At 33.3% G+C, this 25,268-nt stretch carries 15 protein-coding genes, 7 tRNA genes and 2 rRNA genes; 12 read left to right on the top strand and 12 right to left on the bottom strand.

Annotation, left to right across the window (positions count from 1 at the left end; all coding sequences use genetic code 4):
- Positions 1-190: 190 nt before the first annotated feature.
- The 7 genes from GOQ20_RS01470 to GOQ20_RS01440 form a co-directional block, all read right to left on the bottom strand.
- Positions 191-1,018 (bottom strand): hypothetical protein, encoded by an 828-nt coding sequence (locus tag GOQ20_RS01470; RefSeq protein ID WP_167845124.1) that lies wholly within the window; start codon positions 1,016-1,018, stop codon positions 191-193.
- 195 nt (positions 1,019-1,213) lie between these two features.
- Positions 1,214-2,299 (bottom strand): ribonuclease III domain-containing protein, encoded by a 1,086-nt coding sequence (locus GOQ20_RS01465; protein WP_167845123.1) that lies wholly within the window; start codon positions 2,297-2,299, stop codon positions 1,214-1,216.
- A gap of 314 nt (positions 2,300-2,613) precedes the next feature.
- A tRNA-Leu gene (locus tag GOQ20_RS01460) sits at positions 2,614-2,697 on the bottom strand.
- A 34-nt stretch (positions 2,698-2,731) separates the two neighbouring features.
- Positions 2,732-2,807, bottom strand: a tRNA-Thr gene (locus GOQ20_RS01455).
- A gap of 1 nt (position 2,808) precedes the next feature.
- Positions 2,809-2,884: transfer RNA gene (locus tag GOQ20_RS01450), tRNA-Val, on the bottom strand.
- 5 nt (positions 2,885-2,889) lie between these two features.
- Positions 2,890-2,965, bottom strand: a tRNA-Glu gene (locus GOQ20_RS01445).
- Between the two features lie 6 nt (positions 2,966-2,971).
- Positions 2,972-3,046, bottom strand: a tRNA-Asn gene (locus GOQ20_RS01440).
- A gap of 268 nt (positions 3,047-3,314) precedes the next feature.
- Between GOQ20_RS01440 and nagA the strand changes: the two genes are divergently transcribed.
- The 3 genes from nagA (at position 3,315) to ptsP (ending at position 6,981) form a co-directional block, all read left to right on the top strand.
- On the top strand, positions 3,315-4,415 hold the full coding sequence (gene nagA / locus GOQ20_RS01435; protein ID WP_318028586.1) for an N-acetylglucosamine-6-phosphate deacetylase: 1,101 nt from the start codon (positions 3,315-3,317) through the stop codon (positions 4,413-4,415).
- A 9-nt stretch (positions 4,416-4,424) separates the two neighbouring features.
- Positions 4,425-5,159 carry a glucosamine-6-phosphate deaminase gene (gene nagB / locus GOQ20_RS01430; RefSeq protein ID WP_233091235.1) on the top strand — a complete coding sequence of 245 codons (735 nt, stop codon included), beginning with the start codon at positions 4,425-4,427 and terminating at the stop codon, positions 5,157-5,159.
- A gap of 124 nt (positions 5,160-5,283) precedes the next feature.
- The gene (gene ptsP, locus GOQ20_RS01425) at positions 5,284-6,981 is read left to right on the top strand and encodes a phosphoenolpyruvate--protein phosphotransferase (protein ID WP_167845122.1); all 1,698 of its coding nucleotides are present in this window, start codon (positions 5,284-5,286) and stop codon (positions 6,979-6,981) included.
- Between the two features lie 94 nt (positions 6,982-7,075).
- On the opposite strand, the gene GOQ20_RS01420 is transcribed toward ptsP, so the two are convergent.
- On the bottom strand, positions 7,076-9,175 hold the full coding sequence (locus tag GOQ20_RS01420) for a hypothetical protein (protein WP_167845121.1): 2,100 nt from the start codon (positions 9,173-9,175) through the stop codon (positions 7,076-7,078).
- Between the two features lie 242 nt (positions 9,176-9,417).
- On the opposite strand from GOQ20_RS01420, the gene GOQ20_RS01415 reads away from it, so the two are divergent.
- The 3 genes from GOQ20_RS01415 to GOQ20_RS01405 all read left to right on the top strand — a co-directional run bounded on the left by GOQ20_RS01415 (position 9,418) and on the right by GOQ20_RS01405 (position 11,374).
- Entirely contained in the window at positions 9,418-10,596 is a 1,179-nt protein-coding gene (locus GOQ20_RS01415) for an IS30 family transposase (RefSeq protein ID WP_167845067.1), read from the top strand.
- A gap of 620 nt (positions 10,597-11,216) precedes the next feature.
- A tRNA-Cys gene (locus tag GOQ20_RS01410) sits at positions 11,217-11,291 on the top strand.
- A 6-nt stretch (positions 11,292-11,297) separates the two neighbouring features.
- Positions 11,298-11,374, top strand: a tRNA-Arg gene (locus GOQ20_RS01405).
- Positions 11,375-11,559: 185 nt separating this feature from the next.
- On the opposite strand, the gene GOQ20_RS01400 is transcribed toward GOQ20_RS01405, so the two are convergent.
- Complete coding sequence (locus tag GOQ20_RS01400) at positions 11,560-12,318, bottom strand: hypothetical protein (RefSeq protein WP_167845120.1); 759 nt, start codon at positions 12,316-12,318, stop codon at positions 11,560-11,562.
- A gap of 80 nt (positions 12,319-12,398) precedes the next feature.
- On the opposite strand from GOQ20_RS01400, the gene GOQ20_RS01395 reads away from it, so the two are divergent.
- On the top strand, positions 12,399-12,716 hold the full coding sequence (locus GOQ20_RS01395) for a hypothetical protein (RefSeq protein ID WP_167845119.1): 318 nt from the start codon (positions 12,399-12,401) through the stop codon (positions 12,714-12,716).
- A gap of 313 nt (positions 12,717-13,029) precedes the next feature.
- On the opposite strand, the gene GOQ20_RS01390 is transcribed toward GOQ20_RS01395, so the two are convergent.
- The 3 genes from GOQ20_RS01390 to recO all read right to left on the bottom strand — a co-directional run bounded on the left by GOQ20_RS01390 (position 13,030) and on the right by recO (position 18,533).
- Positions 13,030-15,915, bottom strand: a 23S ribosomal RNA gene (locus GOQ20_RS01390).
- Between the two features lie 286 nt (positions 15,916-16,201).
- Positions 16,202-17,711 (bottom strand): 16S ribosomal RNA (locus GOQ20_RS01385).
- The 16S and 23S rRNA genes sit together here, the layout of an rRNA operon.
- Before the next feature lie 150 nt (positions 17,712-17,861).
- Entirely contained in the window at positions 17,862-18,533 is a 672-nt protein-coding gene (gene recO / locus GOQ20_RS01380; RefSeq protein ID WP_167845118.1) for a DNA repair protein RecO, read from the bottom strand.
- A gap of 107 nt (positions 18,534-18,640) precedes the next feature.
- Between recO and GOQ20_RS01375 the strand changes: the two genes are divergently transcribed.
- From GOQ20_RS01375 to GOQ20_RS01355, 5 genes are read left to right on the top strand one after another with little or no spacing between them, the layout of a single operon-like run.
- Complete coding sequence (locus tag GOQ20_RS01375) at positions 18,641-18,970, top strand: hypothetical protein (protein ID WP_167845117.1); 330 nt, start codon at positions 18,641-18,643, stop codon at positions 18,968-18,970.
- On the top strand, positions 18,963-20,591 hold the full coding sequence (locus GOQ20_RS01370) for a DAK2 domain-containing protein (RefSeq protein WP_167845116.1): 1,629 nt from the start codon (positions 18,963-18,965) through the stop codon (positions 20,589-20,591). The genes GOQ20_RS01375 and GOQ20_RS01370 overlap by 8 nt, the downstream gene beginning before the upstream one ends.
- A complete protein-coding gene (gene plsX / locus GOQ20_RS01365; RefSeq protein WP_167845115.1) occupies positions 20,591-21,577 on the top strand; it encodes a phosphate acyltransferase PlsX in 987 nt (328 codons plus the stop codon). The genes GOQ20_RS01370 and plsX overlap by 1 nt, the downstream gene beginning before the upstream one ends.
- The gene (rnc, locus tag GOQ20_RS01360; RefSeq protein ID WP_167845114.1) at positions 21,570-22,265 is read left to right on the top strand and encodes a ribonuclease III; all 696 of its coding nucleotides are present in this window, start codon (positions 21,570-21,572) and stop codon (positions 22,263-22,265) included. The genes plsX and rnc overlap by 8 nt, the downstream gene beginning before the upstream one ends.
- 12 nt (positions 22,266-22,277) lie before the next feature.
- Entirely contained in the window at positions 22,278-25,205 is a 2,928-nt protein-coding gene (locus GOQ20_RS01355) for an AAA family ATPase (RefSeq protein WP_167845113.1), read from the top strand.
- Positions 25,206-25,268 lie beyond the last annotated feature (63 nt).

Genomic DNA, 25,268 nt, shown 5'->3' with positions numbered 1-25,268 from the left:
GAATAACCTGGATTTTCTTTAAATTATTTTATTTTGTATTTTTGTGTTTTAGTCTGATTAAGAAAGTTACAAGAACAATGCTTAAAAACATAAAAACCCCTGAAAATACAGATCCAACAATTCCTCTAATTTTATTATTATAATTTTCAGTGCTTAATAATGATAATTTTACAGAGTCAAAAGAATTTTTTTAAAGTTCTTTATCTTTTTGAGCTAAAGCACTTTCTAGATTAGATATTTTTTCTTTTAAATCTGCATTTTCGGTACTTAAATTTTTATTATCCTCATTCAATTGATTAATTGAGGCTTCTTTTTCTTTTAAAGATAGATAGTTTCCTTGAATGATTCAAGTTTGCTTATCTAAATACTCAAGAAGTCATTCTTTAGATATGTCATTTCTTGATTCTTGATGAATAGTGCTATATAAAACTTTAATTAATTCAGCTTCTTTTAATCAATACGAAAGTACTCTAAAATGTGTGTTTGTTTGAACGTTTTCATTGAAATTGTTTATTAAATTCTCATATTCTTTGCTATAACCTTTTTCTTTGATTTCTTCTGTTTTTTCATTAATTTTCTCTAATTTTTCGTTTAATTGTTTCGGAATAAGATTTACCTTAATAAAAGCTACGGTGTTTATAAAATATTTAAAATTAGAAATAATAAGTTTTTTGTATTTTGCAGCTTGTTCTTCACCACTTCTTCCTTTATCAACATCTCTATTATAAATTTTGATAAGACTAAGCACTTCATTTTTTAATGATTCAAAAGTTTCTTCAGTACCTTTTCCATTAGTTACAAACTCCCCTTTTAAACCATCAATTTGTTCTGTGTATCATTCAAAATCCGCTAACTCATGGCTAGATTCTGTATCAATTTTTGTATGCAATGTTGATAATTGTTCTTCTGTGTAATTTAAATTATATGGACTATTTTCTGTATTTGTTTCACTTGCAGCAGCACTAGCTGCAAGTGTCGTGACAAAAGGAGCACTAATGCTTGTTAAATAAAAGCTCATTTTTTATACTTCATTATCTCACCTAAAAAACTTCGTTTTATATATAAAATTTTATTCTTTTCTGGCTTTTTAGCCCTGAAATGCAAATGATCTGATACAAATTCCAAATTTATGTGTGAAATTATAAAAAAATTCCTTTCATAAAACCATTTTTGTAAAAACATAGTTCTCATAAAAGGAATTGTAATGTGTTAATTATTCATTTTCATACTCATCTTCTAAATCAAAAATTTCACAAAGACATAAATATGCAGCATATCTTTTTGCTTGTTTTTTAGAATCTCAGCTTGCTGTTCAAGATATATCTTCGCTTTTTACTTTGCAAGTAACTTCTCAAAAAGGATCTCCATCTTCATCATATAATTCTTCTTCTGGAATGTAATATTCTGGCATTGAAATATAACCTTTTTGAGCTAAATTATGAAGTGTAGAAATTGAATTTTGTAGAGTTAAATCTTCTGGACATTCATCATTAATTGTCCATAATTCATCATGTTTTCATAAATCATCATATGCTTCTTTAGCAACCAATCTTCTTCCTTCAGATTTGCTATCTGAAAATACTTGATATAATTTTTGACCTCTTGGTGTACTAAGACTCAATTTCACAAGATATTTTTTATTTTCATAATTTCGCATATAAGTTGTAGTAAAACCGAAATCAAACGGATCTCTTTTCTTTGGATAACAATCAATAAACTCATAAACTGGAATTTCACCATGTTCTTTTTGGTTTCACTCTTGAATAAATGTGACATAATCTTCTTCTTTGAAATTTTTATCTAGAAGATTTTCTATGTTTAACATCATTCCTACAGATTCTTCTAAAGATTTCGGATCTCAATTTGAATCAATGGCAATTGCTCCTAAAATTGCTTCAAATAAATCTTCTTTAACAGATGCTTCTTGGTGGCGTTTTTGTTTATTGTCACCTTTACCCATATAAAGAAGATCTTCTAGTTCCATTTCTTCGATTCTACTTGAAAGTGTGTGCTTATTTACAAGTCTTTTCATCAAATTAGTTAGTCTACCTTCTGTTTTGTATTTGCGAGTAGCAAATTCGTCTGAATCATTTTGAAATCCATATTTATCCATGAGAATTTTAGTAACATATAAATTTAACACTTTATCTCCGATAAATTCTAAAACTTCGTTATTTTCTCCACCTTCTTCAATAGAGTAACTTCTTCTTGTAAATGCTTGATATAGCAACTCTTTGTTTTGAAATTCATAACCGATTTGGCTTTCTACAACTTCAATATAATCGTTTAAATTTCTCATAAAAACCTCCTGAAACATTAATGTGTCATAAGATAAATAAAAAATTCTATAAAATAATTGCATTTGAAAAAAGACAAAATATTTTATAGAATATAAATTTCCAAAATTTCTTTATAAATCACTTTTGTTGAATTTGCCCCACTGTTCATAAGGTAAATTCAACAAAGAGAATTCCATAACTTAATTTGAGAGATTTACACCCTTTATTCATCTTTTGACATTAAAATTGTAATAAAAAATCATGCAACCTTTAAGCAAATTGACAAAAATTGATTAAAAAAACTAACGACTATACATCGTTAGACACTAAAACATGGTGCGCAAGAAGGGACTCGAACCCTTATGCCGGAGGCACTAGAGCCTAAATCTAGCGTGTCTGCCAATTTCACCACTCGCGCTTAAAAAAGTTATAAAAAAATATGCATATGCATATGGTGCCGTCTATAGGACTCGAACCTACGACCTACTGATTACAAGTCAGTTGCTCTACCAACTGAGCTAAGACGGCGTGGTGGAAGATAAGGGACTCGAACCCATGACATTCGCCTTGTAAGGGCGACGCTCTCCCAGCTGAGCTAATCTTCCATAAATGGCAGTCTGTACGGGGATCGAACCCGTGCATGCATGGATGAAAACCATGTGTGTTAACCGCTTCACCAACAGACCATATAATGGCGCCGATTATTGGGATTGAACCAACGACCAACTGGTTAACAGCCAGCTGCTCTACCGCTGAGCTAAATCGGCATCTTGCGTTTGTTTGCTAAATTATTATAGCATAAAAATTTTTATTAACAAAATATTTTTTAATTTTTTTGCTAACCGAACATCACTTGCGGTGTGTTCGATATTTATTATACATTAAAAATATGAAACAAAAGCTTTTTTCATATTTTTTTAATTTTTATGCAGATTATTAAATGTATTATAAATAAGTAATAAAATTATATACAAAAGTATTAATCTAAAAATTATTATTTAATTATCAAAAATCTTCAAGAAGAGGTTTGCATTAATGAAAATTATTGAAAATGTTACAGTTGTAAACGCTGATAGCACAATTGAATGTGCAGACATTTATATCGAAAATGACAAAATATCTAAAATTGTTGCTAAGGAAGAGCAAAAAGCGGAAAAGCTTGCTATCCCCGGATTTATCGACACACACATTCACGGTTTTGTTGGCTATGATGTAATGGAAGGGACTAAAGCAACGGAAATTATTTCTGAGAATTTAGCTAAATATGGAGTTACTTCTTTTATGCCTACTGCAATGACTAATTCATGAGAAAAAATTCTTGCTTCTTTAAATGAAATTAGTTCAAACAAAAAATGAGTCAGCAAAAACTTAGGTCTTCACATTGAAGGTCCATATATTGGTGAAAATAAAAAAGGTGCTCACAAATCTGAATGATTATTAAAAGCTAGCGATGAAAATTTAAATCAAATGTACCAAGCTTCTAATAAAATGTTAAGAAAAATTTCATTTGACCCTAAAATGGTTGATCTTAATGTGCTTAAGAAAATGTTTGATCTTAACATCATCCCTTCAATTGGACATTCAGATGCTTCATTTGATATTTCCCAAGAATACTTTGCAAATGGTTGTGCTTCGGTGTGCCATTTATGAAATGCAATGAGTGGGGTTGATTCAAGAAAACCAGGAATGGCCCAAGCTGCTTTAATGAATCCTAATGTATATACTGAATTAATTGTTGATTTAAATCACGTAAGTGCTCAGACAGTAAAATTCACTATTCAAAACAAAGGTGTTGATAAAGTGTATTGTGTTTCTGATGCAATTAAACCAGCATATGGCCCAAATGGTGATAGTATATCAGGTGGAGTTGCTGTGATTAAGCAAGATTTACTAATCACAATTAAAGAAAACGGAACTATTGCAGGAAGTGGAATTACCCTTTATGATAGCTTTAAAAACATCATTAAACTTGGGTATTCGCTTCAAAATGCAGTTGCCCTTACATCAGCAAATGTTGCCACAATGATGAATTTAGATCTTGGTGCTATTAAAGAAAATAAAATAGCTGACCTTGTTATTTTGGATAAAAAGAATTTAGATATTTTAAGTGTTTATGTAAACGGAAACAAAATCTAAGGAGAAATAATGAAAAACGAAATTAAGGTACAAATTTTCCCTACTTATAACCAGCTTTCAGAAAAAGCTGCACAAATGTTTATTGATCAAATTAATAGCAAAGCAGATAGCAGAATTTGCTTTGCTACAGGATCAAGCCCAATTGAAACTTATAAAAACTTAATTAAAGCTTACCAAGATAAAAAAGTAAGCTTTAAAGATGTTGTAAGTTTTAATTTAGATGAATATGTTGGTATTGAAGAAACAAACAAATGTTCATACCACTACTTTATGAATGAAAACTTATTCAATCACATTGATATTCAAAAACAAAACATCAACTTCCCTAATGGAAATGGAAATATTGCAGAAAATGCAGATGAATTTAACAAAAGAATTGACGCTCTTGGCGGAATTGATTTTATGATTTTAGGAATTGGAACAAATGGACACATCGCCTTTAATGAGCCTGGGTCACAAAAAGATCAATTAACAAGAGAAGTGCAACTTACACAAAGCACAATTGAATCAAATAAAATTTACTTTGATAACCCTAATGATATCCCAAAAACCGCTATTTCTTTAGGGATTGGTAATATTTTAAGTGCTAAAAAAATTATTTTAGTAGCTTCAGGATCATCAAAAGCTCAAGCTATTCATGATGCTGTTAAAGGGCCTATTTCTTCAGATTGTCCAGCTAGTTTCTTACAATTACACAATGATGTAACATTCTTAATTGACGAAGAAGCAGCTAAATTATTATAAGAACAAAATCTAAAATGTGTAAATGATTACACATTTTATTTTTGCCCTTTTTTGCGCTACCTAAATTACTGTGGTAAATTTTGTAAAATTTAAAAACTATTAACATTGATAATAAGGAGTTATTATGGTTATCAAAGGTATCGGGGCATCTAAAGGTGTTGCAATTGCAGAGGTATTCAAAATTGAAGAATTACCTATGGACATTACAAAAACATCTTCAGATCCACACAAAGAATTAAAATTATACGAAGAAGCGCGTCAAAAAGTTTTAGTTAAATTAGAAAAAACAAGAGAACTTGCTTCAAACCCTGAGCATGCAGCAATTTTTGATGCTCACATTAGTTTCGTGCTTGATCCAGCTGCTATTGATGGTGTAAATGCTGAAATTAAAAATGGTTCATCTGCAGAATATGCAGTTAAAACATTCTATGACCAATTTGCAGCTATTTTTGAATCTATGGATGATGAATATATGCGTGAAAGAGCAGCTGATATTAAAGACGTGGCTAAAAAATTATTATTTGCTCTTAACGGAATTGAAGAACCAGATCTTTTAGGAATTGATAAAGAAGTTATTATTGTTGCTGAAGATCTTTCTCCAAGTCAAACAGTTCAATTAAACCGTAATTTTGTTAAAGGTTTTGTTACAAACATCGGAGGACCTACATCACATACAGCTATTATGGCTCGTTCACTTGGAATCCCTAGTGTTGTTGGAACAAACTCAATTATGGAACACTCAAAAATGGGTGATGTAATTGCACTTGATGGAAGTAAGGGTGAAGTTGTAGTTAACCCTTCAGAAGAAGAAGTTGCAAAATACAAAAAAGCTCAAGAAGAATATGCAAATTACTTAGAAAAACTTAAATTATTAAAAGGTAAAGCATCAGTAACAAAAGATGGTAAACATGTTGAACTTGCAGTAAACATTGGTTCACCAAAAGAAATCGAAGCTGTTTTAGAAAATGACGGTGAAGCTGTTGGACTTTTTAGATCAGAATTCTTATACATGGATAATGAAAATTGACCAACAGAAGAAGAACAATTCCAAGCATACAAATCAGCAGTTGAAGGAATGAACGGAAAAAGAGTTGTTATCCGTACTTTAGATATTGGTGGAGATAAAACTTTAAAATACTTTAAGTTCCCAGATGAATTAAACCCATTCTTAGGATATAGAGCTATTAGATTCTGTCTTTCAAACTTAGATATTTTCGAAACACAATTAAATGCTTTAATTCGTGCCAGTGAATTTGGAAAAGTAGCAATTATGTTCCCAATGATCACAAATGTTCAAGAATTTATTGATGCAAAAGAAGTATTTAACAGATGTTATGACAAAATGCTTGCTAAATATCCAAACATTGCTAAAAAAGAAGATATTGAAGTTGGACTTATGATGGAAACACCAGCTGCTGCTGTGCTTTCAGATAAATTCTGTAAATATGCAGATTTCGTATCAATTGGTACAAACGACTTAATTCAATACTCAATGGCTGCAGATAGAATGAATGAAAACATTTCATATCTTTATCAACCATTAAACCCATCTATTCTTAAATTAATTAAATATGTTATTGATGGAGCACACAAACACGGTAAATGAGCTGGTATGTGTGGAGAAATGGCTGGTGATCAAAAAGCATTACCTATCTTATTAGGACTTGGACTTGATGAATTCTCAATGAGTGCAAGAAGCGTGCTTCCAGCTAGAGAACTTATTAATAATCTTTCATACGAAGAATGCAAAAAAATCGCTGAAAAAGCTTTAGAACTTGATACAGATAAAGAAGTTCAAGAATTATTAGCTAAAAGCTTTTAATAAGCATTAAAGAGCCCTTTAAGGGTTCTTTTTTATACAACAAAAAACGACATCAAATAGATGTCGTTTTACTTTTAACTATTTAACAATTTAATTAAGCTGTTGGTTCAGAAGTAACTTCTGTTGGAGTTTCTACATTTTCTGAACCTGCTGTTGATTCAGCTGCAGCTGGATCTGTGCTTTCAGAAGTTGTAGTAGGGTTATTATTTGTTTCAGATGTTGGTTGAGAATCAGTTGATGATTTAGGTGATTCAGACTCTGATACTGGTTGTTCTCTATCTGTTGCAACTTCTGTACCACTTGTTTCTTCTGTAGTTTCTTCATTTGATGAATCATTAGATTCTACTGCTGCATTTTCATGAGGAATTGTGAATGATTGTGGGTATTGTTTTTCATCTGTTCCTTGAATTACAAATGAAAGAACACCTGCTTGTTTATTAAATGAAGCTGTAGCTATAATATTTTTTTTCTTTCCACTTCCTGATAAAACTATTAAACTTTTTACTTCTTCTTCAACTCTAAGAACATCTCTTGAGGAATCAGTTCCAGAACCTTTAGGTCTTACTATTGAATTTGCGTAAAGTTGTAATTCAAAAGTTACAACATTTGGATCTTCTGTTTCTTTAAATTTATTTTTTGGATTTGTTAAGCCTTCACTAATAGCAAGAACTTTTTCAACTGTTAACCCTTCTACTAATGTAATTTTACCTGTAAATGGTGTTGTTTCAACAGTTTCTTCAGGTTGATTGTTTTCTGGTTGTTCTTCACCTTCATTATTTGTCACTGGTTCAACATTATTATCTGTGCTAGAACCTGAACCTTCTCCTTCAGCCGGTGCTGGTTGTTCTGGAGCAACAACCGGTGTAACTTCTTTTTTCAATCCTTTAACAACTACTACGAAATAACCATTAAACCCTTTTGCTTTAGGATCTTCTGGGTATTCAGTAGTTGTTTCACCTAATGAATTAAGATAAAGTACATTTTCATCTGTAGGTTTATTTAATAATACTTTGTATGTTAATACACCTGCTTTTTTATCAGCATTTAATACTTCAAATGCAACTTGGTATCTTTCAACAAAGTTTGTACCTAACGGGATTTGTACACCTCTTACTGTGATTGAACTTGGTAATACAGTAATTTGTTTAAGAATTTCTGGTGTAAATTCTTCTGGAGAAATTTCTGATTTTTCTTTTTCTCCAAATGCACTAGCAAGGTTAACTTCAATTGCTTCTGTAAGTGGAACTTTATCTAATTTTGGATGTGAAGCTGAATCAAATTTAGAACCAAGAACAAATCCTGTTAATACTAATTTTTGGAACCCTCCAACTTCAATACTTTTATCTGCTTTTTTGTTGTAGAAAAGAACAGATTCTGGCTCGATAAATGCCATTTTTGTATATGTGAGTTTTCCTTCTAATGGTTTACTTTCAACATTAACATGAACTTTTCCTCTCATTCCTGGTTTTTCAGTTAATGTAAAGGCGTTAGTTGTGTCATAGAAAGCGTTGTTGATTTTATCAAAGATTTTCCCTGATCTTGGAACAACTAATTTTACTTTACTTTCATTAAAAATTGAAATGTATGAACTAGCAAGTGATTCAGTAAGAATTTCATCCACTTGTGTTTTATTTAAATATCCGCTTTGTTCAACTTTTTTACTTGCAACTAAGTTTGCATCACCGCTTTCATTTGGTGTACTTATTTTTATATTAAATTGTTTTTTACCATCTTTGTATAATGTTTCTAATTCTCTGAATTGATCTAATCTTGTAAGATCTTGTTCTAATTTAAGTAATTCATCCCCAAGAACTGAAGTAGTAACATTAACTGTTACTAAATCTAAGTGTTCTTGTTTTACAGATGGATTTGAATCTTTAACTTGAAGTGAAACAACTAAATCTGTAGCTTTAGCTCCAAACGGTGTTTTTGAAGCAGCTTCAGGGTTTAAACTAATCACTAAGTTATTTGCTAAAATGCTGTTAAGCATTTCTTGTGTAACAACTGTCTTAGTTGAAGATTTAGGTTCTTCAACTGGTGTAGCAGGTGTTGTGGTACCTGTAGTTGTCTCACCCTTATTTTTAGAATCTTTGTTTTCAACTTTTTTTGTATCATTACATGAAACTACTGAAAATGTTGAGGCTGCTGTCAAGATTGTAGCACTCGATAATAATAAATTTCATTTCAATTTCATAAAACTCCTAAAATTTTGTATTTTATACAAAAATTTTAAACAAAACACGCATAAAAATTCAGAAAAGTTAGTTTTTTTCACTTTTTATTGAAAATTTTGATTTACTTATGAAAAAATCTTTATTATCGCATTTTTATGTTATTATAAATTAGAAAAGTCACACGCAAATTTAATGCGTGTGACTTTTTTGTGTCCATTGTGTAAAATAATAATGCTAAATAGAAAGGACACATTTTTATTATATGAAAAAATTAATAGATTTATCTAAACAAAATATTATTTGTGTAAAAAATAATGCTGAAAACTTCCGTCACTTCATCATCAAAGAATCTGATGATGAGATAAAACGTCTTCACTCAAATGTTTCGTCTAAAAGGTTGCTTAGAGATAAACAAATATCTATACTCTTAATGTGGGAAATTATTTTGAAAGTTCTATTGTTGAATTCAGTATCAAAAGCGGCGAAATATTTTGGTTATCAATCTAGAACGGTTAAGCAAAAAATGGAAATAATGATTGAAAAAAATGACTATCATAAAAGCCTAAAAAATAAAGTTATTTGCAAAATTTGCGGATCTAAAATTTTTATAACTAAATTTCTCTCGTTCAGAAAACTATCAAATCATTTGCTTAGTTATAAAACCAAAAGGTTAATGATAGTGTCAGAATCACAAAAAAATAAGTGAAGTCACTTTAAGAAATATTGAAACGATGTAACTAAAGAATTAAGAAAAAAAGCAAGCAAAAACTCTAAAAACATTAAATGTAAAATGTCTGTTAAGTTTATGATTAACTCGTTTAAACAAACAAATCAAAATGCTTTTTGTCCTACATTTAGCACAGTTTACAAAGCTCTAAAGCAACAAAGAATAAAACTTTCTTTTGACCCGCTTTTATATTTATCAAGAGGTGGTTATACAAAAACTACATTAAAGCAAGGTAAAAGGTCATTGATACACGCTAGAGACGTAAAATATAGACCTAAAGAAGCAAATTTAAGATTAGAAAAAGGTCATTTTGAAGCTGATACAGTAGTTGGTAAAAGAGAAGATAAGTTTGTTCTTTTCACACTTTTAGATCGTAAAACTAGAGAGTTATACATTGCTTTAACAAAAAGAGATGCAAAATCAATTAACAAAGCATTAAGGATGTTAATAAGAAAATACAATCTCGAAATAAAAACCTTAACAGTAGATAACGGTAGTGAAAACACACTTCTTCATAAAGTGGTAGGTAAGAAAAAGTTATTTAAATGTAAACCTTATGCTTCGTATCAAAAAGGTTCAATTGAAAATGCTCATAGATACATTAGAAGATTTATTCCGAAGGGTAAAAGTTTCAATTCACTCACACAAGAATACGTGTTTTGAATCAAAGAACAAATCGATGAATACAAAAGAATATTAGCAATAGAAAATTAAAATTAATATCAATAAATGCTAAGTTCAAGAATGATGACCTAAACCAAATTTATGTGAAGAAAAACTATTTTTTGTGTAAATATCAGTTTAAATAAGAATAGTCTTGTAATGACAGTCTTTTGTTACAAATACATTAATTGCGTTGGCACGCGGCCTTCTCTTCTTTTCTTTCGGAGAAAAGAAGCAAAAGAACTTCAAAATTCAAATTAATAGCAATAAAAGAAAGCTTGGTATTTAAGCGCTAAACTAGATTTTTGTGGTTGAAGCCCATTTGATGTGTAATGTCAGTTTATCGCTGTATTGTTCTATGTCTATCTTTTGTTACAGATTCAAAGATTGCGCTGCCGCACAGGCCTTCTTTTCTTTCGGAGAAAAGAAGCAAAAGAACTTCAAAATTTATAAGAAAACAAGCCACAAGGGCTTGCAATTTTGATTTTACCTTTGTCAGTATTTATTCATTTTTAGCTCTAATTTTTTTATAATTTAAACATTAAAAAAGCATTGTTATTTTTTTGACACTTAACTTGCGCGTCACTTTTCCAATTTTTAATTTTTATGTTATGAAAAAAATAAATTTATTGTATAATAAATTAGCACATAAATATTGTGATGCCAATCTTGGCACCATAGCCAAATGGCCAAGGCATGAGTCTGCAAAACTTTGATTACGGGTTCGAATCCCGTTGGTGCCTCCAATTTATGCGCCCGTAGCTCAATTGGACAGAGTGTTAGGTTACGGCCCTAAAGGTTGCGGGTTCGACTCCTGCCGGGCGCGCCATATAGTATTTATTACTACCAAATCTCACATTTGATGTGAGATTTTTTTATTTTTAAATTAACAATCCTTCATAATTGAAATAACTGAAAATAAGCTTAATAAATGCCCAAAATTGAATAAAAAAGCAATACAAATCAATTAATTCATATTGCTTTGAGTTTTGATTAAAATAAGGCTTAAAAACGCTAATTAAACGATGTAATTTGAAGGTTTTTAAAGTTCTTAGGATCTTGTTGCATAACTTTGAAAATACGATAATAAATTTCAGAGACAAACATTCTTCCTTCCATTGCGTAAAGGCGCATCCCATCATTTTGTTCTTTTGATAAAATTTGGAAAAAGATAGTGACTTTGTCTTTGATTTCATCTGGCATTCATGAAGAAAGAAGAATAATTTTAGCTTCTGTGTATTTGATTAAGTCAATCATTCAAGAGTGCTGAAGTGATACTGAATTTACAATGATGACATCATCTTTGTTTAAAAGTCTTGAAATTCCAATTTGTTCATACTTGTTTCAAACAATGATAGCTGTTTTGTTCATTCTAAGAAGCTTAATTTGGAAGTCCATATTATTGCCTAAAGCTCCAGATACCCCAATAAAGAAGTTACGATGTGCTTTATTGATTAATTCAGCTGCTTGAACTATTTTTTGATCTTCATTATTTTCAATTTCATATTTAGCGTTAATTGAACTATTATGTAAAAAGAAAATTTCTTTGGCATTATTGACTTCAAATACCTTAACAAAAATACTAAGTGCCGAAGGGCTAACTCCAATTTCTTCACAAAATTCAACACCTCTTTCGATGCGTTGTTTCATTTTTAACTTATGAAGAAGTTGTTCTGCAATATAACCGTTAATATTGCTTCTTTCTTTCTTGATTTTGATCAATTTAGCTAAATATTGATCAGCAGATATTTCAAAAGTTTCTGTTTTTCCCATAGCTTTATAATTATAAAATAATTAAAAATTTAATCTTATAAATTAAAACTTTTTATTTTTAATAGTGTTAAAATTTTGTTATGGAAAAATTACAAATAAAAGATGCCAAAGAGTTAGAATTATCATTTGATTTTCAAATCAAAAGTTTTGAAAATAGAAATTTTGTAATTGCTGTTAATGGAATGCTTAGAGACATTCAATATAGTCCAAGTTTTAATGAATGATTTATCGAGGATTTAATTTATTTCCTTGAAAAAAACAGATACCAACTTCGTTGAGACGTTCAAATTGTTCTATTAGAAAACCTGGAATCATTAAAATTAAGCAAAGAACACTTACAAAGTTTAAAAGACTTTTTGGTTTCAAATATCACAAACTTTGATATTACATTTAAATAGATAATGGCGATGGTCGTTATTTTTTATGCCTATTTTTGTGAATTAAAAGATAAAATGCAGGTTTTAAATCTGCATTTTTTATGCTACTGACTGGGAAACTGGAAAAATCAATTTTAGCTTTGTGACATTTCCCAGTTAGTAGCATTAAAAGTTTGTTTAGTGACTTATACCTTTCGGAGTTAGCAGCATAACTTTTATACTAGAAAGTGGGAAAGGTAATAAAAAAAACTCCACTAGGGAGTTATTTGTCCTCTGAAAACTGAATAGTAAATTCTTTATAATAATTCATTAAAATGTCTTGAATAACATCTTAACTTTTAAACCTATCAATTTATTAGTAATGGTCAGCTGAATGTATTACTACACTTACACTTCCATCCTATCAACCTCGTAGTCTACAAGGAATTTCAAGGGAATACTCATCTCTGAGGAGGCTTCCCACTTAGATGCTTTCAGCGGTTATCCCTTCCGTACTTAGCTACCCAGCTATGCTCCTGGCGGAACAACTGGAACACCAGCGGTACGTCCACTCCGGTCCTCTCGTACTAAGAGCAGCTCTCATCAATATTCCAACGCCCACATCAGATAGGGACCGAACTGTCTCACGACGTTCTGAACCCAGCTCGCGTACCGCTTTAATTGGCGAACAGCCAAACCCTTGGAACCGACTCCAGCTCCAGGATGCGATGAGCCGACATCGAGGTGCCAAACCTTGCCGTCGATGTGATCTCTTGGGCAAGATAAGCCTGTTATCCCCAGGGTAACTTTTATCCGTTGAGCGACTGCCGTTCCATGACGTACAGCCGGATCACTAAGTCCTGCTTTCGCACCTGCTCGACTTGTAGGTCTCGCAGTCAAGCACACTTCTACCTTTGCGCTCTACATATGGTTTCTGACCATATTGAGTGTACCTTTGAACGCCTCCGTTACCTTTTAGGAGGCGACCGCCCCAGTCAAACTACCCACCACGCACTGTCCCCCCACCGGATAACGGCGGCAGGTTAGAAACTCAACATACCAAGGGTGGTATTTCAACGGCGACTCCCTTAAGGCTAGCGCCTTAAGATCAACGTCTCCCACCTATCCTACACATGTTAGGCCAAGTTCCAATACGAAGTTGTAGTAAAGCTCCATGGGGTCTTTTCGTCTTGATGCGGGTACCCAGCGTTTTCACTGGGACCATAATTTCACCGAGTCTAGTGTTGAGACAGTTGAGAGATCATTGCGCCTTTCGTGCAGGTCAGTATTTAGCCGACAAGGAATTTCGCTACCTTAGGACCGTTATAGTTACGGCCGCCGTTCACCCGGGCTTCATTTCAACGCTTCGCATAAGCTAACGCATCCACTTAACCTTCGGGCACTGGGCAGGCTTCACCCCCTATACATCACCTTACGGTTTAGCAGAGAGCTGTGTTTTTGATAAACAGTTGCCCCTCACAATTTACTGTGGCCAACTCAAAGTTGGCACCCCTTCTCGCGAACTTACGGGGTCATTTTGCAGAGTTCCTTAACACTAGTTTTCTCGCTCGCCTTAGAATACTCATCTTGGGAACGTGTGTCCGTTCTCGGTACAGGTGACCGTTATTTTAAACGTTTAGAAGCTTTTCTTGGAAGCATGAAATCACATAATTCGCTCAAATGAGCTATGCATCATACATCCCGGTTATAGAGTGCGCATTTAACTACACTCACCAGTTTGCATTTACCCCCAAATCCAATAATGGGTAATGTTATCCTTCTCCGTCACTCCATCACTAATAACAGCCAGTACAGGAATATTAACCTGTTATCCATCGAATACGCCTTTCGGCCTCTCCTTAGGTCCTGACTAACCCTGGGTGGACGAACCTTCCCCAGGAAACCTTTCCCAATAGGCGTTGAGGATTCTCACCTCAAATCGTTACTCATACCGGCATTCTCACTTCTTAGCGCTCCACCAGTCCTCACGGTCTGACTTCACCGCCCTAAGAACGCTCCTCTAACGTACTTTCGTACCCGTGGCTTCGGTATTGTGTTTTACTCCCGTTACATTATTGGCGCAAGATCTCTTGACTAGTGAGCTATTACGCACTCTTTAAAGGATGGCTGCTTCTAAGCCAACCTCCTAGTTGTTTATGAAATCTCACAACCTTTCTGACTTAACACAATTTTGGGACCTTAGCCGACGATCTGGGTTGTTGCCCTCGCGAGCCGGGACGTTAGCACCCCGGTTCCGACTGCATGACAATACACAATGGTATTCGGAGTTTGATTATAGTCAGTACCGCTAGGCGCAGCCATTCCATATTCAGTGCTCTACCACCAAAGTTTAACATCACACGCTAGCCCTAAAGCTATTTCGAGGAGAACCAGCTATCTCCAAGTTCGATTGGAATTTCTCCACTATTCACAAGTCATCCGGGCACTTTTTAGCGTACTACGGTTCGGCCCTCCACTTGGGGTTAGCCAAGCTTCAGCCTGCTCATGAATAGATCACATGGTTTCGGGTATATGACAACATACTAAACGCCCTATTAAGACTCGATTTCTCTGCGGCTCCGCTTTTATCCACTTAACCTCGCATGTTATCATAACTCGCCGGTCCATACTGCAAGATGTACGCCATCACCCTTTAATGGGCTCTGACTAATTGTAAGTAAGTGGTTTCAGAATCTATTTCACTCCCCTCCCGGGGTTCTTTTCACCTTTCCCTCACGGTACTAGTTCACTATCGGTGTCTGGTTAGTATTTAGCCTTACCGGATGGTCCCGGCAGATTCAGACAGGGTTTCACGTGCCCCGCCCTACTCAGGATACTATCAGAAGTCTTTACCATTTCGCTTACGGGAGTATCACCCTCTTTGCTTAGCTTTCCCACGCTATTCTGCTATGATAAAGATTTGTAACTTCATGTAGATAGTCCTACAACCCCGACTAATGTCGGTTTGGGCTCTTCCACGTTCGCTCGCCGCTACTAATGGAATCATTATTTATTTTCTCTTCCTGTTGCTACTAAGATGTTTCAGTTCACAACGTGTCTCGTCTATATAACTATTTGATTCATTATACAGCAACTAGAAATTACTCTAGCTAGGTTTCCCCATTCGGAAATCCCCGTATCGTAGCTCATATCCAGCTCCACGAGGCTTATCGCAGGTAATCACGTCCTTCATCGACTTCCAGACCCAAGGCATCCACCACAAACTCTTACTTATTTAAAAGTTGTAACAATATTTACCTATTTGTTTGATGTATTCAAAGACATTTCAATAAATTATTATTTTTAAAATAATAATTAACTCGGTATCACAAAACAAATTGACTAATTTATTTTTTGATGTCGTTGTTATATTAATTTAATATCTTTACTTTACTATTCAGTTTTCAAAGAACAAAGAGAGAAAGTTCTCTCAAAACTAGATATATGACATGACCTATTATTTGTCGTTAATATTTAATAATTTTTGTTGTATTTTTCAGCACTAAACTGAAAGGTGTACTCCGTAGAAAGGAGGTAATCCATCCCCACGTTCTCGTAGGGATACCTTGTTACGACTTCACCCCAGTCACCAGTCCTGCCTTAGGCAGTTGTCTCCGTAGTTAACAAAACCGACTTCGGGCATTACCAGCTCCCATGGTGTGACGGGCGGTGTGTACAAGACCCGAGAACGTATTCACCGTAGCGTAGCTGATCTACGATTACTAGCGATTCCGACTTCATGTAGTCGAGTTGCAGACTACAATCCGAACTGAGAATGGTTTTTTGAGATTTGCTCCACGTCGCCGTATTGCGTCTCTTTGTACCATCCATTGTAGCACGTGTGTTGCCCCACTCGTAAGAGGCATGATGATTTGACGTCGTCCCCACCTTCCTCCCGGTTACCCGGGCAGTCTCCCTAGAACGTTTAACTAAGGACAAGGGTTGCGCTCGTTGCAGGACTTAACCGAACATCTCACGACACGAGCTGACGACAACCATGCACCATCTGTCATTCTGTTAACCTCCACTATATCTCTATAGCTTTGCAGAAGATGTCAAGAGTGGGTAAGGTTCTACGCGTATCTTCAAATTAAACCACATGCTCCACCGCTTGTGCGGATCCCCGTCAATTCCTTTAAGTTTCACTCTTGCGAGCATACTACTCAGGCGGATGATTTAATGCGTTAGCTGCGCCGATGAGTTCCCCATCAGCTAATCATCATCGTTTACGGCGTGGACTACCAGGGTATCTAATCCTGTTTGCTCCCCACGCTTTCGTCTCTCAGTGTCAATATGTGTCCAGTTAGCTGCCTTCGCCATGTTGATGTTCTTCCTTATATCTACGCATTCCACCGCTTCACAAGGAATTCCGCTAACCTCTACACAATTCTAGTTTGCCAGTATCCAATGCAATTTGGGGTTGAGCCCCAAGTTTTCACACCAGACTTAACAAACAACCTACAGACGCTTTACGCCCAATAATTCCGGATAACGCTTGCAACCTATGTATTACCGCGGCTGCTGGCACATAGTTAGCCGTTGCTTTCTGATAAGGTACCGTCAAGGTCAAGGCATTTCCTCCTCGACTTTTTCTTCCCTTATAACAGCAGTTTACAACCCGAAGGCCTTCATCCTGCACGCTGTGTCGCTCCATCAGGCTTTCGCCCATTGTGGAAAATTCCCTACTGCTGCCTCCCGTAGGAGTCTGGGCCGTATCTCAGTCCCAGTGTGGCGGATCAGTCTCTCAACCCCGCTAAACATCATCGCCTTGGTGAGCCATTACCTCACCAACTAGCTAATGTTACGCACCCCGATCCCCTTGTGAAGCTTTAAAGGCTCCTTTTATAAATACCTCATGCGAGATATTTAAGTATCCGGTATTAGCGCTAATTTCTCAGCGTTATCCCAATCAAGGGGGCACGTTAAGTACGTGTTACTCACCCATTCGCCGCTAAGTTCCGAAGAACTCCGCTCGACATGCATGTATTAGGCACACAGCCAGCGTTCATCCTGAGCCAGGATCAAACTCTCGAAAAAATTGACTGTCATGTACATTGTATATATCTAGTTTTCAAAGAACTTTTTATTTCGCAAATGTTGCTAAATTATTATAACACCATTTTTAAAAATCAAAAACTTTTTTAAATATTTTTTTGAAAAGCTTCGTTTTTAATTTGCGTGATATTATTATACACCAACACCATTTTTAACCAAAACTTTTTTTAACTTTTTTTGAAAATCATTATTAAAGAGTTCATCAACATTATTTATATATGTATAGACATCATTATAAGAAGATCAAATTAAATTAAGTAAATTAACATCCATTCATTTTTGTTCTTCATGAATATTGCAAATAAAACCACCTTCTTCTAAATCAAAATAAACGATTGCTTTATAACTGTTACAAATCCTACAACTACTGAAGTTTGGAGCTATCCCAAACATAGTTATAAACTGGGTTAAAAAATGCGTATATATATAATTTATATTATAGGGGTTAATTTCAGGAAGAATTTTAAGGTATTTGCTCACAAATAAGCTGCGAAATTCACATTGTTTTAAAACCTTAGTAATTTTTAATTTAAATTGGCTAACTGTCTCATCATAAAATTTAAAATTCTCTACAATATGAACTTTTTTGAGCTTTCCGATTTTTCCTTCAAAACGTGGCTTATAATATTCAATTCTTACAGGAAGTCCAATTTGTAAATTTGCTCTGTTTTTGCTCTTTGGTTTAGAAAGTCCAAGTGCATATAAATTCAAAATTCCGCTATTGGTATAAAATGAAACTATATGAGCATTTTCTTCATAAGGGTAAATATCAAGTACAATCCCTATCATTTCACTATGAGACATTTTCAATTTTCCTTTTTTTGTATATAATAACAATTAATTACTTTATAAAATAATATTAATATTATATATTTAAATTTCATATTTAAATAGGCAAGAGGTATTTGCGCATGAGTATTGAAGCTGCACAAGAAATTTTCTACAGGGTAATTATTGCTCAACCAGGAATTGTTTCAATTTTGCCCTTAAATAATTCAGGCCTTGAACAAGAACAAGAAGAACTTGATTGACCATTAGATGAGAAACAAATTTTTAATCGCTTACATGTTTACCAATTAAACCAAGGTTGAGTTTTTAAAGTCAACTTACAAATTCAAAACGATATATCAGTAAATATTATTTCAAAAGAGATCTTACAAAGATTACAATATGAACTTAAAAAGAAAAAAATGAAATTAGATAATTTAACTATTTTCATTAAAGGAGTAATTAATGTCTAAATTTTTAGATGGAGAAAAATTATCCAAAGCTATAATCTCTGGTGCTTATGCATTAGCAAATAACAAAAACAGAATCGATTCATTAAATGTTTTTCCAGTTCCTGATGGTGATACTGGAACTAATATGTCTTCAACATTTTTAGCTACTGTTAAAAACCTTGAAAAACTAAACAATCCAGATGTATCTAAAGTAGCTGCGTCAGTTGCTCATGATACCATTTATGAAGCTAGAGGAAACTCAGGGGTTATTTTAAGCCAAATTTGAAAAGGTTTTGCTCTTGGTGTCGATAAGAAAAAGAAACTTTCTGCAAATGATTTAATCATCGCTTTTGAATCAGCAACTCAGAGAGCTTACAAATCAGTATTTAAACCAATTGAAGGAACTATCTTAACTGTTATTCGGGAAATTTCAGAAAATTTACGTAAAAATCACTTTGATCAAAAAGACCTTGAAATAGAAGATCTTTTTGATGAAATTGTTGCTTACGCTCGTAAAAGTTGTGATGAAACTCCAAATAAATTAAAAACTCTTCGTGAAGTTGGAGTTACCGATAGTGGCGGGGAAGGTTTATACCAAATCTTATGAGGAATGAATGAATTTCTTCATGGAAATCCAGTGAACTTAAAAGAAGAGCAAGAGGCAATCACAGCTTTTATTAGTGATAGCGAGGTTTATGATGGTGAATTTGGATACTGCACTGAGTTTTTAATTGATATGCCAAATTGAAAAGATTTTGACAAAAACAAATTTAACGCTGAACTTGAAAAAATTGCTAACTCATTAGTTATTGTTAATGATGATAACCTTTTAAAAGTACATGGGCACACTTTAAAACCTGGTGATATGCTTAACTTTGGTCAAAAATACGGTGAATTTATCAAAATTAAATCTGAGAATATGACACTGCAAGCTAACGATTCTAAAGCTACAACTATGGAACTTGCAGATAAAAATTCTCCTAGAGCTCTTTGTGGTGTAGTTTCATGTAATTTAGGGAATGGAATTATTCGAACAATGAAAGAACTTAACTGTGATTACATTGTTGAAAGCGGGCAAACTCAAAACCCTTCAGCTCAAGATTTAATTAATGCAATTGAACAAGTTAATGCTGAAACTGTGTTTGTGCTTCCTAATAATTCAAACGTGATTTTAGTTGCTCAACAAGCTGCCCAAGTGGTTACTGATAAAAATGTAATTATTGTCCCAACTAAAACTCAAATTCAAGGAATTACAGCAATGATGAATTTCAACAGTGAAATTCCTTCAGAAGATAACTTAGAACAAATGCAAGAAGCAATTGCAGGTGTATCAACTGGTGAAATTACACAAGCTGTGCGTAATACCAAAATTAATAATGTTAAAATCAAAGAAGAAGACTTTTTATGTATTTTAGATAACAAAATTGTTGCTTCTGAAAAAGATCTCTTTACAGCTGGTAGAAAATTAGTAGACCGCATGATTAAACCAAAAAATGAAATCGTGTCAATTTATTATGGAGATGAATCTAGCTTAACTGAAGCAGAAGAATTACTTAATTATATTAATAGTAAATATGATATTGAAGTTGAAATTATCGAGGGAAATCAACCGAATTATCACTTTTACATTGGGGTAGAATAATGATTAAGTATAGAATTGCTTTCGATATTAACGGGAATGATAACGGTCCAATGGCCGCTTTTTTTGCTTCACTCAAATTTACTACAAATAATCCAGAAATTGAAATTATTTTAGTTGGAAACACTGATGAAATTAAGTACGATCAAGAAATTCCAAGCAACATCAAATTCATTTTAAATAAAAACAAACCAAGTGATATTAAAAACATCCGCGCTATTATCAAAGAAGATTTTTCAATGAATCAAGCTATTGATTTAGTTTTAAATAAAGAAGCTGATGCAATTGTTTCTAGTGGTGATAGTGGTGCTTACATTTCACTTTTAACTCTTAAAGCTAAGCGTATTCATGGAATTAGTCGTCCTGCATTTATGGCTGAAATTAATACAGTAAAAAGAGAAAAAACACTCTTTTTAGATATTGGGGCTAACATTATAGTTAAACCTGAATATTTATATGAATGAGCTAAGCTAACTAATGCTTTTTATAAGCAAATGCATGGTAAAAACAATCCAAAACTTACTATTTTAAATATTGGGACAGAAGAATATAAAGGGCCAGAGCTTTTACAAGAATCTGCTAAGTTAATTAAGCAAGATTCAAGCATTAATTTTATTGGTTTTAGTGAACCAAGAAACTTGCTTAAAGGTGATTACGACATTGCTATTTGCGATGGATATGCTGGAAATTTAATTCTAAAAAGTTATGAAGGTGCAATTTTCACATTTAGAGACCTTTTAAAAGAGTCAATTATGAAAAAGCTTAAATATAAGCTTGCTGCACTTCTTTTAAAAGGTGCTTTCAAAGATACAATGGAAGTTTTAGATTATCGAAATGCAGCTTCTGGTTGAGTTTTAGGTGTTAATGTTCTAGCAATTAAAAATCACGGGTCTAGCGATCAAAAAAGCTATGAAACAACACTTGAAAAACTTAAAGCAGCCTTTGAAAATGATCTTTTAAATAAATTAAAAGAGGTTGCTAATGAATAAAATAATTACTAAAGCAACTTCACTTGAGCATTTTTTGTTTCTAAACGAAATTGAAACTTCGAATATTAAACTATATCAAGAAGCCATCACTCACTCGTCATATTTGGTAAATCATCGATCAGCTCATAGTTATGAAAAGCTAGAATTTTTAGGGGATGCAATTTTGCAGTTAGTTTCTTCAGATTACATTTTCCGTAAATATAATAAATTGGAACCTGGATATCAAACTCGACTTAGAGCTAATGTAGTGCGAACCGAAACTCTTGCAAACATTACCGAATCACTTGGTTTAGTGGAGCTTATCCGCACTGGAAGTGGACAAATGGAAACTGATGTTAAGTTTTCTCAAAAAGTAAGAGCTGATGTTTTTGAAGCAATGGTTGCTGCAGTTTATTTAGATAAAGGATTTCGTTTTGCTGCTAAATTCATTGGTAAATATCTTTTTGATATTATCGATGATATTCATGGCGGACATAACAAAGATTCAAAAACTGAGCTTCAAGAATACTTCCAAAGCGTAAGCAAGGAAAATATCCACTATCAAGTTGAGCAGCTCAGTGATGGAAAATTCAAGGCAAAAGCTATCCATGATAAAATAATTTATGGTAGCGGAATAGGGAATACAAAAAAAGAAGCTGAAACGCAAGCAGCTACTGATGCTTTAACTAAGTTAAAAAGCGACAATTAAAGAAGGTAAAAAATGAAATTAATTAAAGTTGAAACACATGGATTTAAAAGTTTTGCTGATCCAGTTACACTTCGTTTTGATGGGGGTGTTGTTGGAGTTGTAGGACCTAACGGTTCAGGTAAAAGTAACATCAACGATGCGATCAAATGAGTTTTAGGGGAACAAAGTTCAAAAGAACTTCGTGGGGATAACATGCAAGATGTTATTTTCTCAGGATCAAAAATTGTGCCTGCAATGAATAAAGCAAGCGTAAAATTAACATTTGAAGACCCACAAGAAGGTGTTGTGACAATCGAAAGGGTGATTCAAAGAGGAAAAGGTTTAAACCAATATTTTATGAACAATAAACCTGCTCTTCATAGTCAAATTAAAGCTCTTGCAATGCAATCAGGAATTGGAAAAAGCTCACTTGCAATTATTTCTCAAGGAACAGTTAGTGAGATTGCTCAATCTAGTGATGAACAAAGAAGAGGAATTTTTGAAGAAGCTGCTGGTGTATCTAAATACAAAACCAGAAAAGAAGAAGCAATTAAAAAATTAGAAAAAAGTGAAGGTTCATTAAAAAACATCAACACAAGTATTAATGAACTTGAAAGACAACTTGAACCATTAAGAAAACAAGCTGAAAAAGCTATTAAATATCGTGATAAATCCAGAGAACTTAAAGAAATTGAAATTGGTTATTTAGCACACGAAATTGAAAGATTATCAGCACTGAGCGAAGAACTTAATGCAAACTTAGAAGGTGTTCAAGAAACTAAAGAATCATACGAAAACGATATTGAAGAAATTACTAAAAAAATTGATCGTAAGAAAATTGAATCAAATGAACTTAATAATGAAATTAATAAGCTTGCTGGTGTTGAAATGGCTCTTAATCAAACCATTAACAACTTAGAGCGTTCATTTGATTTAGAAAACCAAAGACTTCAAATGATTGCTCGTGGTGAGTTAAATGTTGATCCAGAACAAAGAAAGAAAGCTATATTTAATCAAATTGAACAACTTACACACCAAATTAACTACTACCAAGATATCAAAAATGATCTTGAAAGTAAGTTAGAAGAATCAAAAACATTTATCAGTCAAAAAAATGCTTTATTAAATGAAAGAAGAGCTAAATTCGAATCTCTTAATAAACGTAAAATTTCTTACGAAACTCAATTAAGACTGTTAAAAGAAAAACAAAGCAAAAGAACTAACCTTTTTAAAGGGACTAGAACTATTTTAGAAAATAAATCTAACTTTAGAGGGTTTAAAGGGATTGTTGCTGATTTAATTGAAGTCGAAAGTAAATATTCAGTAGCTATTGAGACTATTTTATCTAACGCATTGCAACACATTGTAGTTGATAATTCAGATACAGCTGTTAAAGCAATTAACTTTTTAAAAGCAAATAATGGTGGTAGAGCTACATTTATCCCTCTTACTTCAATTAAAGAAAAAGGAATTAGAGACGATTATTTACTTGTGCTTAGAAGTCAACCAGGATTTGTTGGAATCGCGAGTGATTTAGTTAAAACTAAACCTGAATTTGCTAAATTAGCGCAATTCTTACTTGGAAACGTCATTGTTGTTGATAAAGTTGATCTTGCTGATAAAATCTCTGTTTTATTAGAAAGAAAATATATGGTTGTCAGCATGGAAGGGGACATTGTTCGTCCTGGTGGAGTTATGGTTGGAGGGGTTCAACAAGAAAGTGAAGAACTCCTTGGTTTAGATAGAAAAATTCAAGAAATGGAAAATGAACTTCCTGGAATTAACTCTCAAATGAGTGCTATTCAAACCGAAATTGAAAACCTTGCTACCGAAAGAAACCAAAAAGAACATTATTTTAGAGAATATAGCAGTAAAATTAGTGCTAATAATGTTCTTTTAGAAAATGCCAATGCTGCGCTTGAAGAAGCTAAAGTGCAAGCTTCATCACTTGGTGAAAGTGTGCAAAATGTAGGCAAAGAAGCTAAAGTAAATGATGCGCTTGAAGATTTAAATAAAGCTAAAAGAAATCTTTCAGTAACTCAATTCGATCTTTCAGCTAAAAGAAGCACTAAAGCTACTTTAGATGATGAAATTAATGCTCTTGATAGAAGTAGAAATGACTTATACAAAAATTTAAAAGCATTAAACAATTCATACCGTAGCAAAATTGAAGAAGCTAACAGAGCATCTTCAACACTTGCAGTGCATAAAGAACGTCTTTCTGAGTTCTATAAATTAACTTTAGAATTTGCAAGAGAAAACTTCCCACTTCAAATTTCAGTGGAAGCTGCTGGTGAAATTATTGCTGATATTAGAAGTGAAATTGCTGAACTTGGAAATGTAAACCTTGAATCTATCGAACAACTTGAAGAAGTAGAATCAAGATACAACAAACTTACAGCTGATCGTGATGAACTTGTTGAAGCTAAAAATGCAGTTATTGAAGCTATTGCAGAACTGGATAAAATCATTATTACTCGCTTAACAAACGTTGTGCATGATATTAACTTAGAGTTTAACAACGTCTTTAGCTCAATGTTTGGTGGTGGAAGCGCTAAAGTTGAATTTGTAGATCCTAAAAATGTGCTTGAATCTGGAATTTCAATTTTTGCGCAACCTCCAGGTAAAAGTATTAAGAACTTAAAGCTATTCTCTGGTGGTGAAAAATCACTTATTGCAATTTCTCTTTTATTTGCAATTCTTAAAGCAAGACCTCTTCCTCTTTGTATCTTAGATGAGGTTGAAGCTGCACTTGATGAATCAAATGTTGTGAGATTTGCTGAATACTTACAACAACTTAAACATCAAACACAATTTATCGTTATTACTCACCGTCATGGAACAATGACACGTGTAGATCACCTTTTTGGTGCTACAATGCAAAAACGTGGAGTTACTTCATTTTTCACAGTTAAAATTGAAGATGCTAAAAAGCTTATTGAAGAAGCTCCAGAAGCTTAATAAAAAACTCGCGATTGCGAGTTTTGCTTGAGTGTAATCTCCAGTGCAACAAAAACACCACTC

Origin of the sequence: Mycoplasmopsis gallinacea (assembly GCF_012220205.1) — a bacterium.
Taxonomy (GTDB): Bacteria; Bacillota_I; Bacilli_A; order Mycoplasmatales; family Metamycoplasmataceae; genus Mycoplasmopsis; species Mycoplasmopsis gallinacea_A.
Note: the sequence above shows the minus strand (reverse complement) of the source record. Positions and strands in the feature narration are given on the sequence as shown.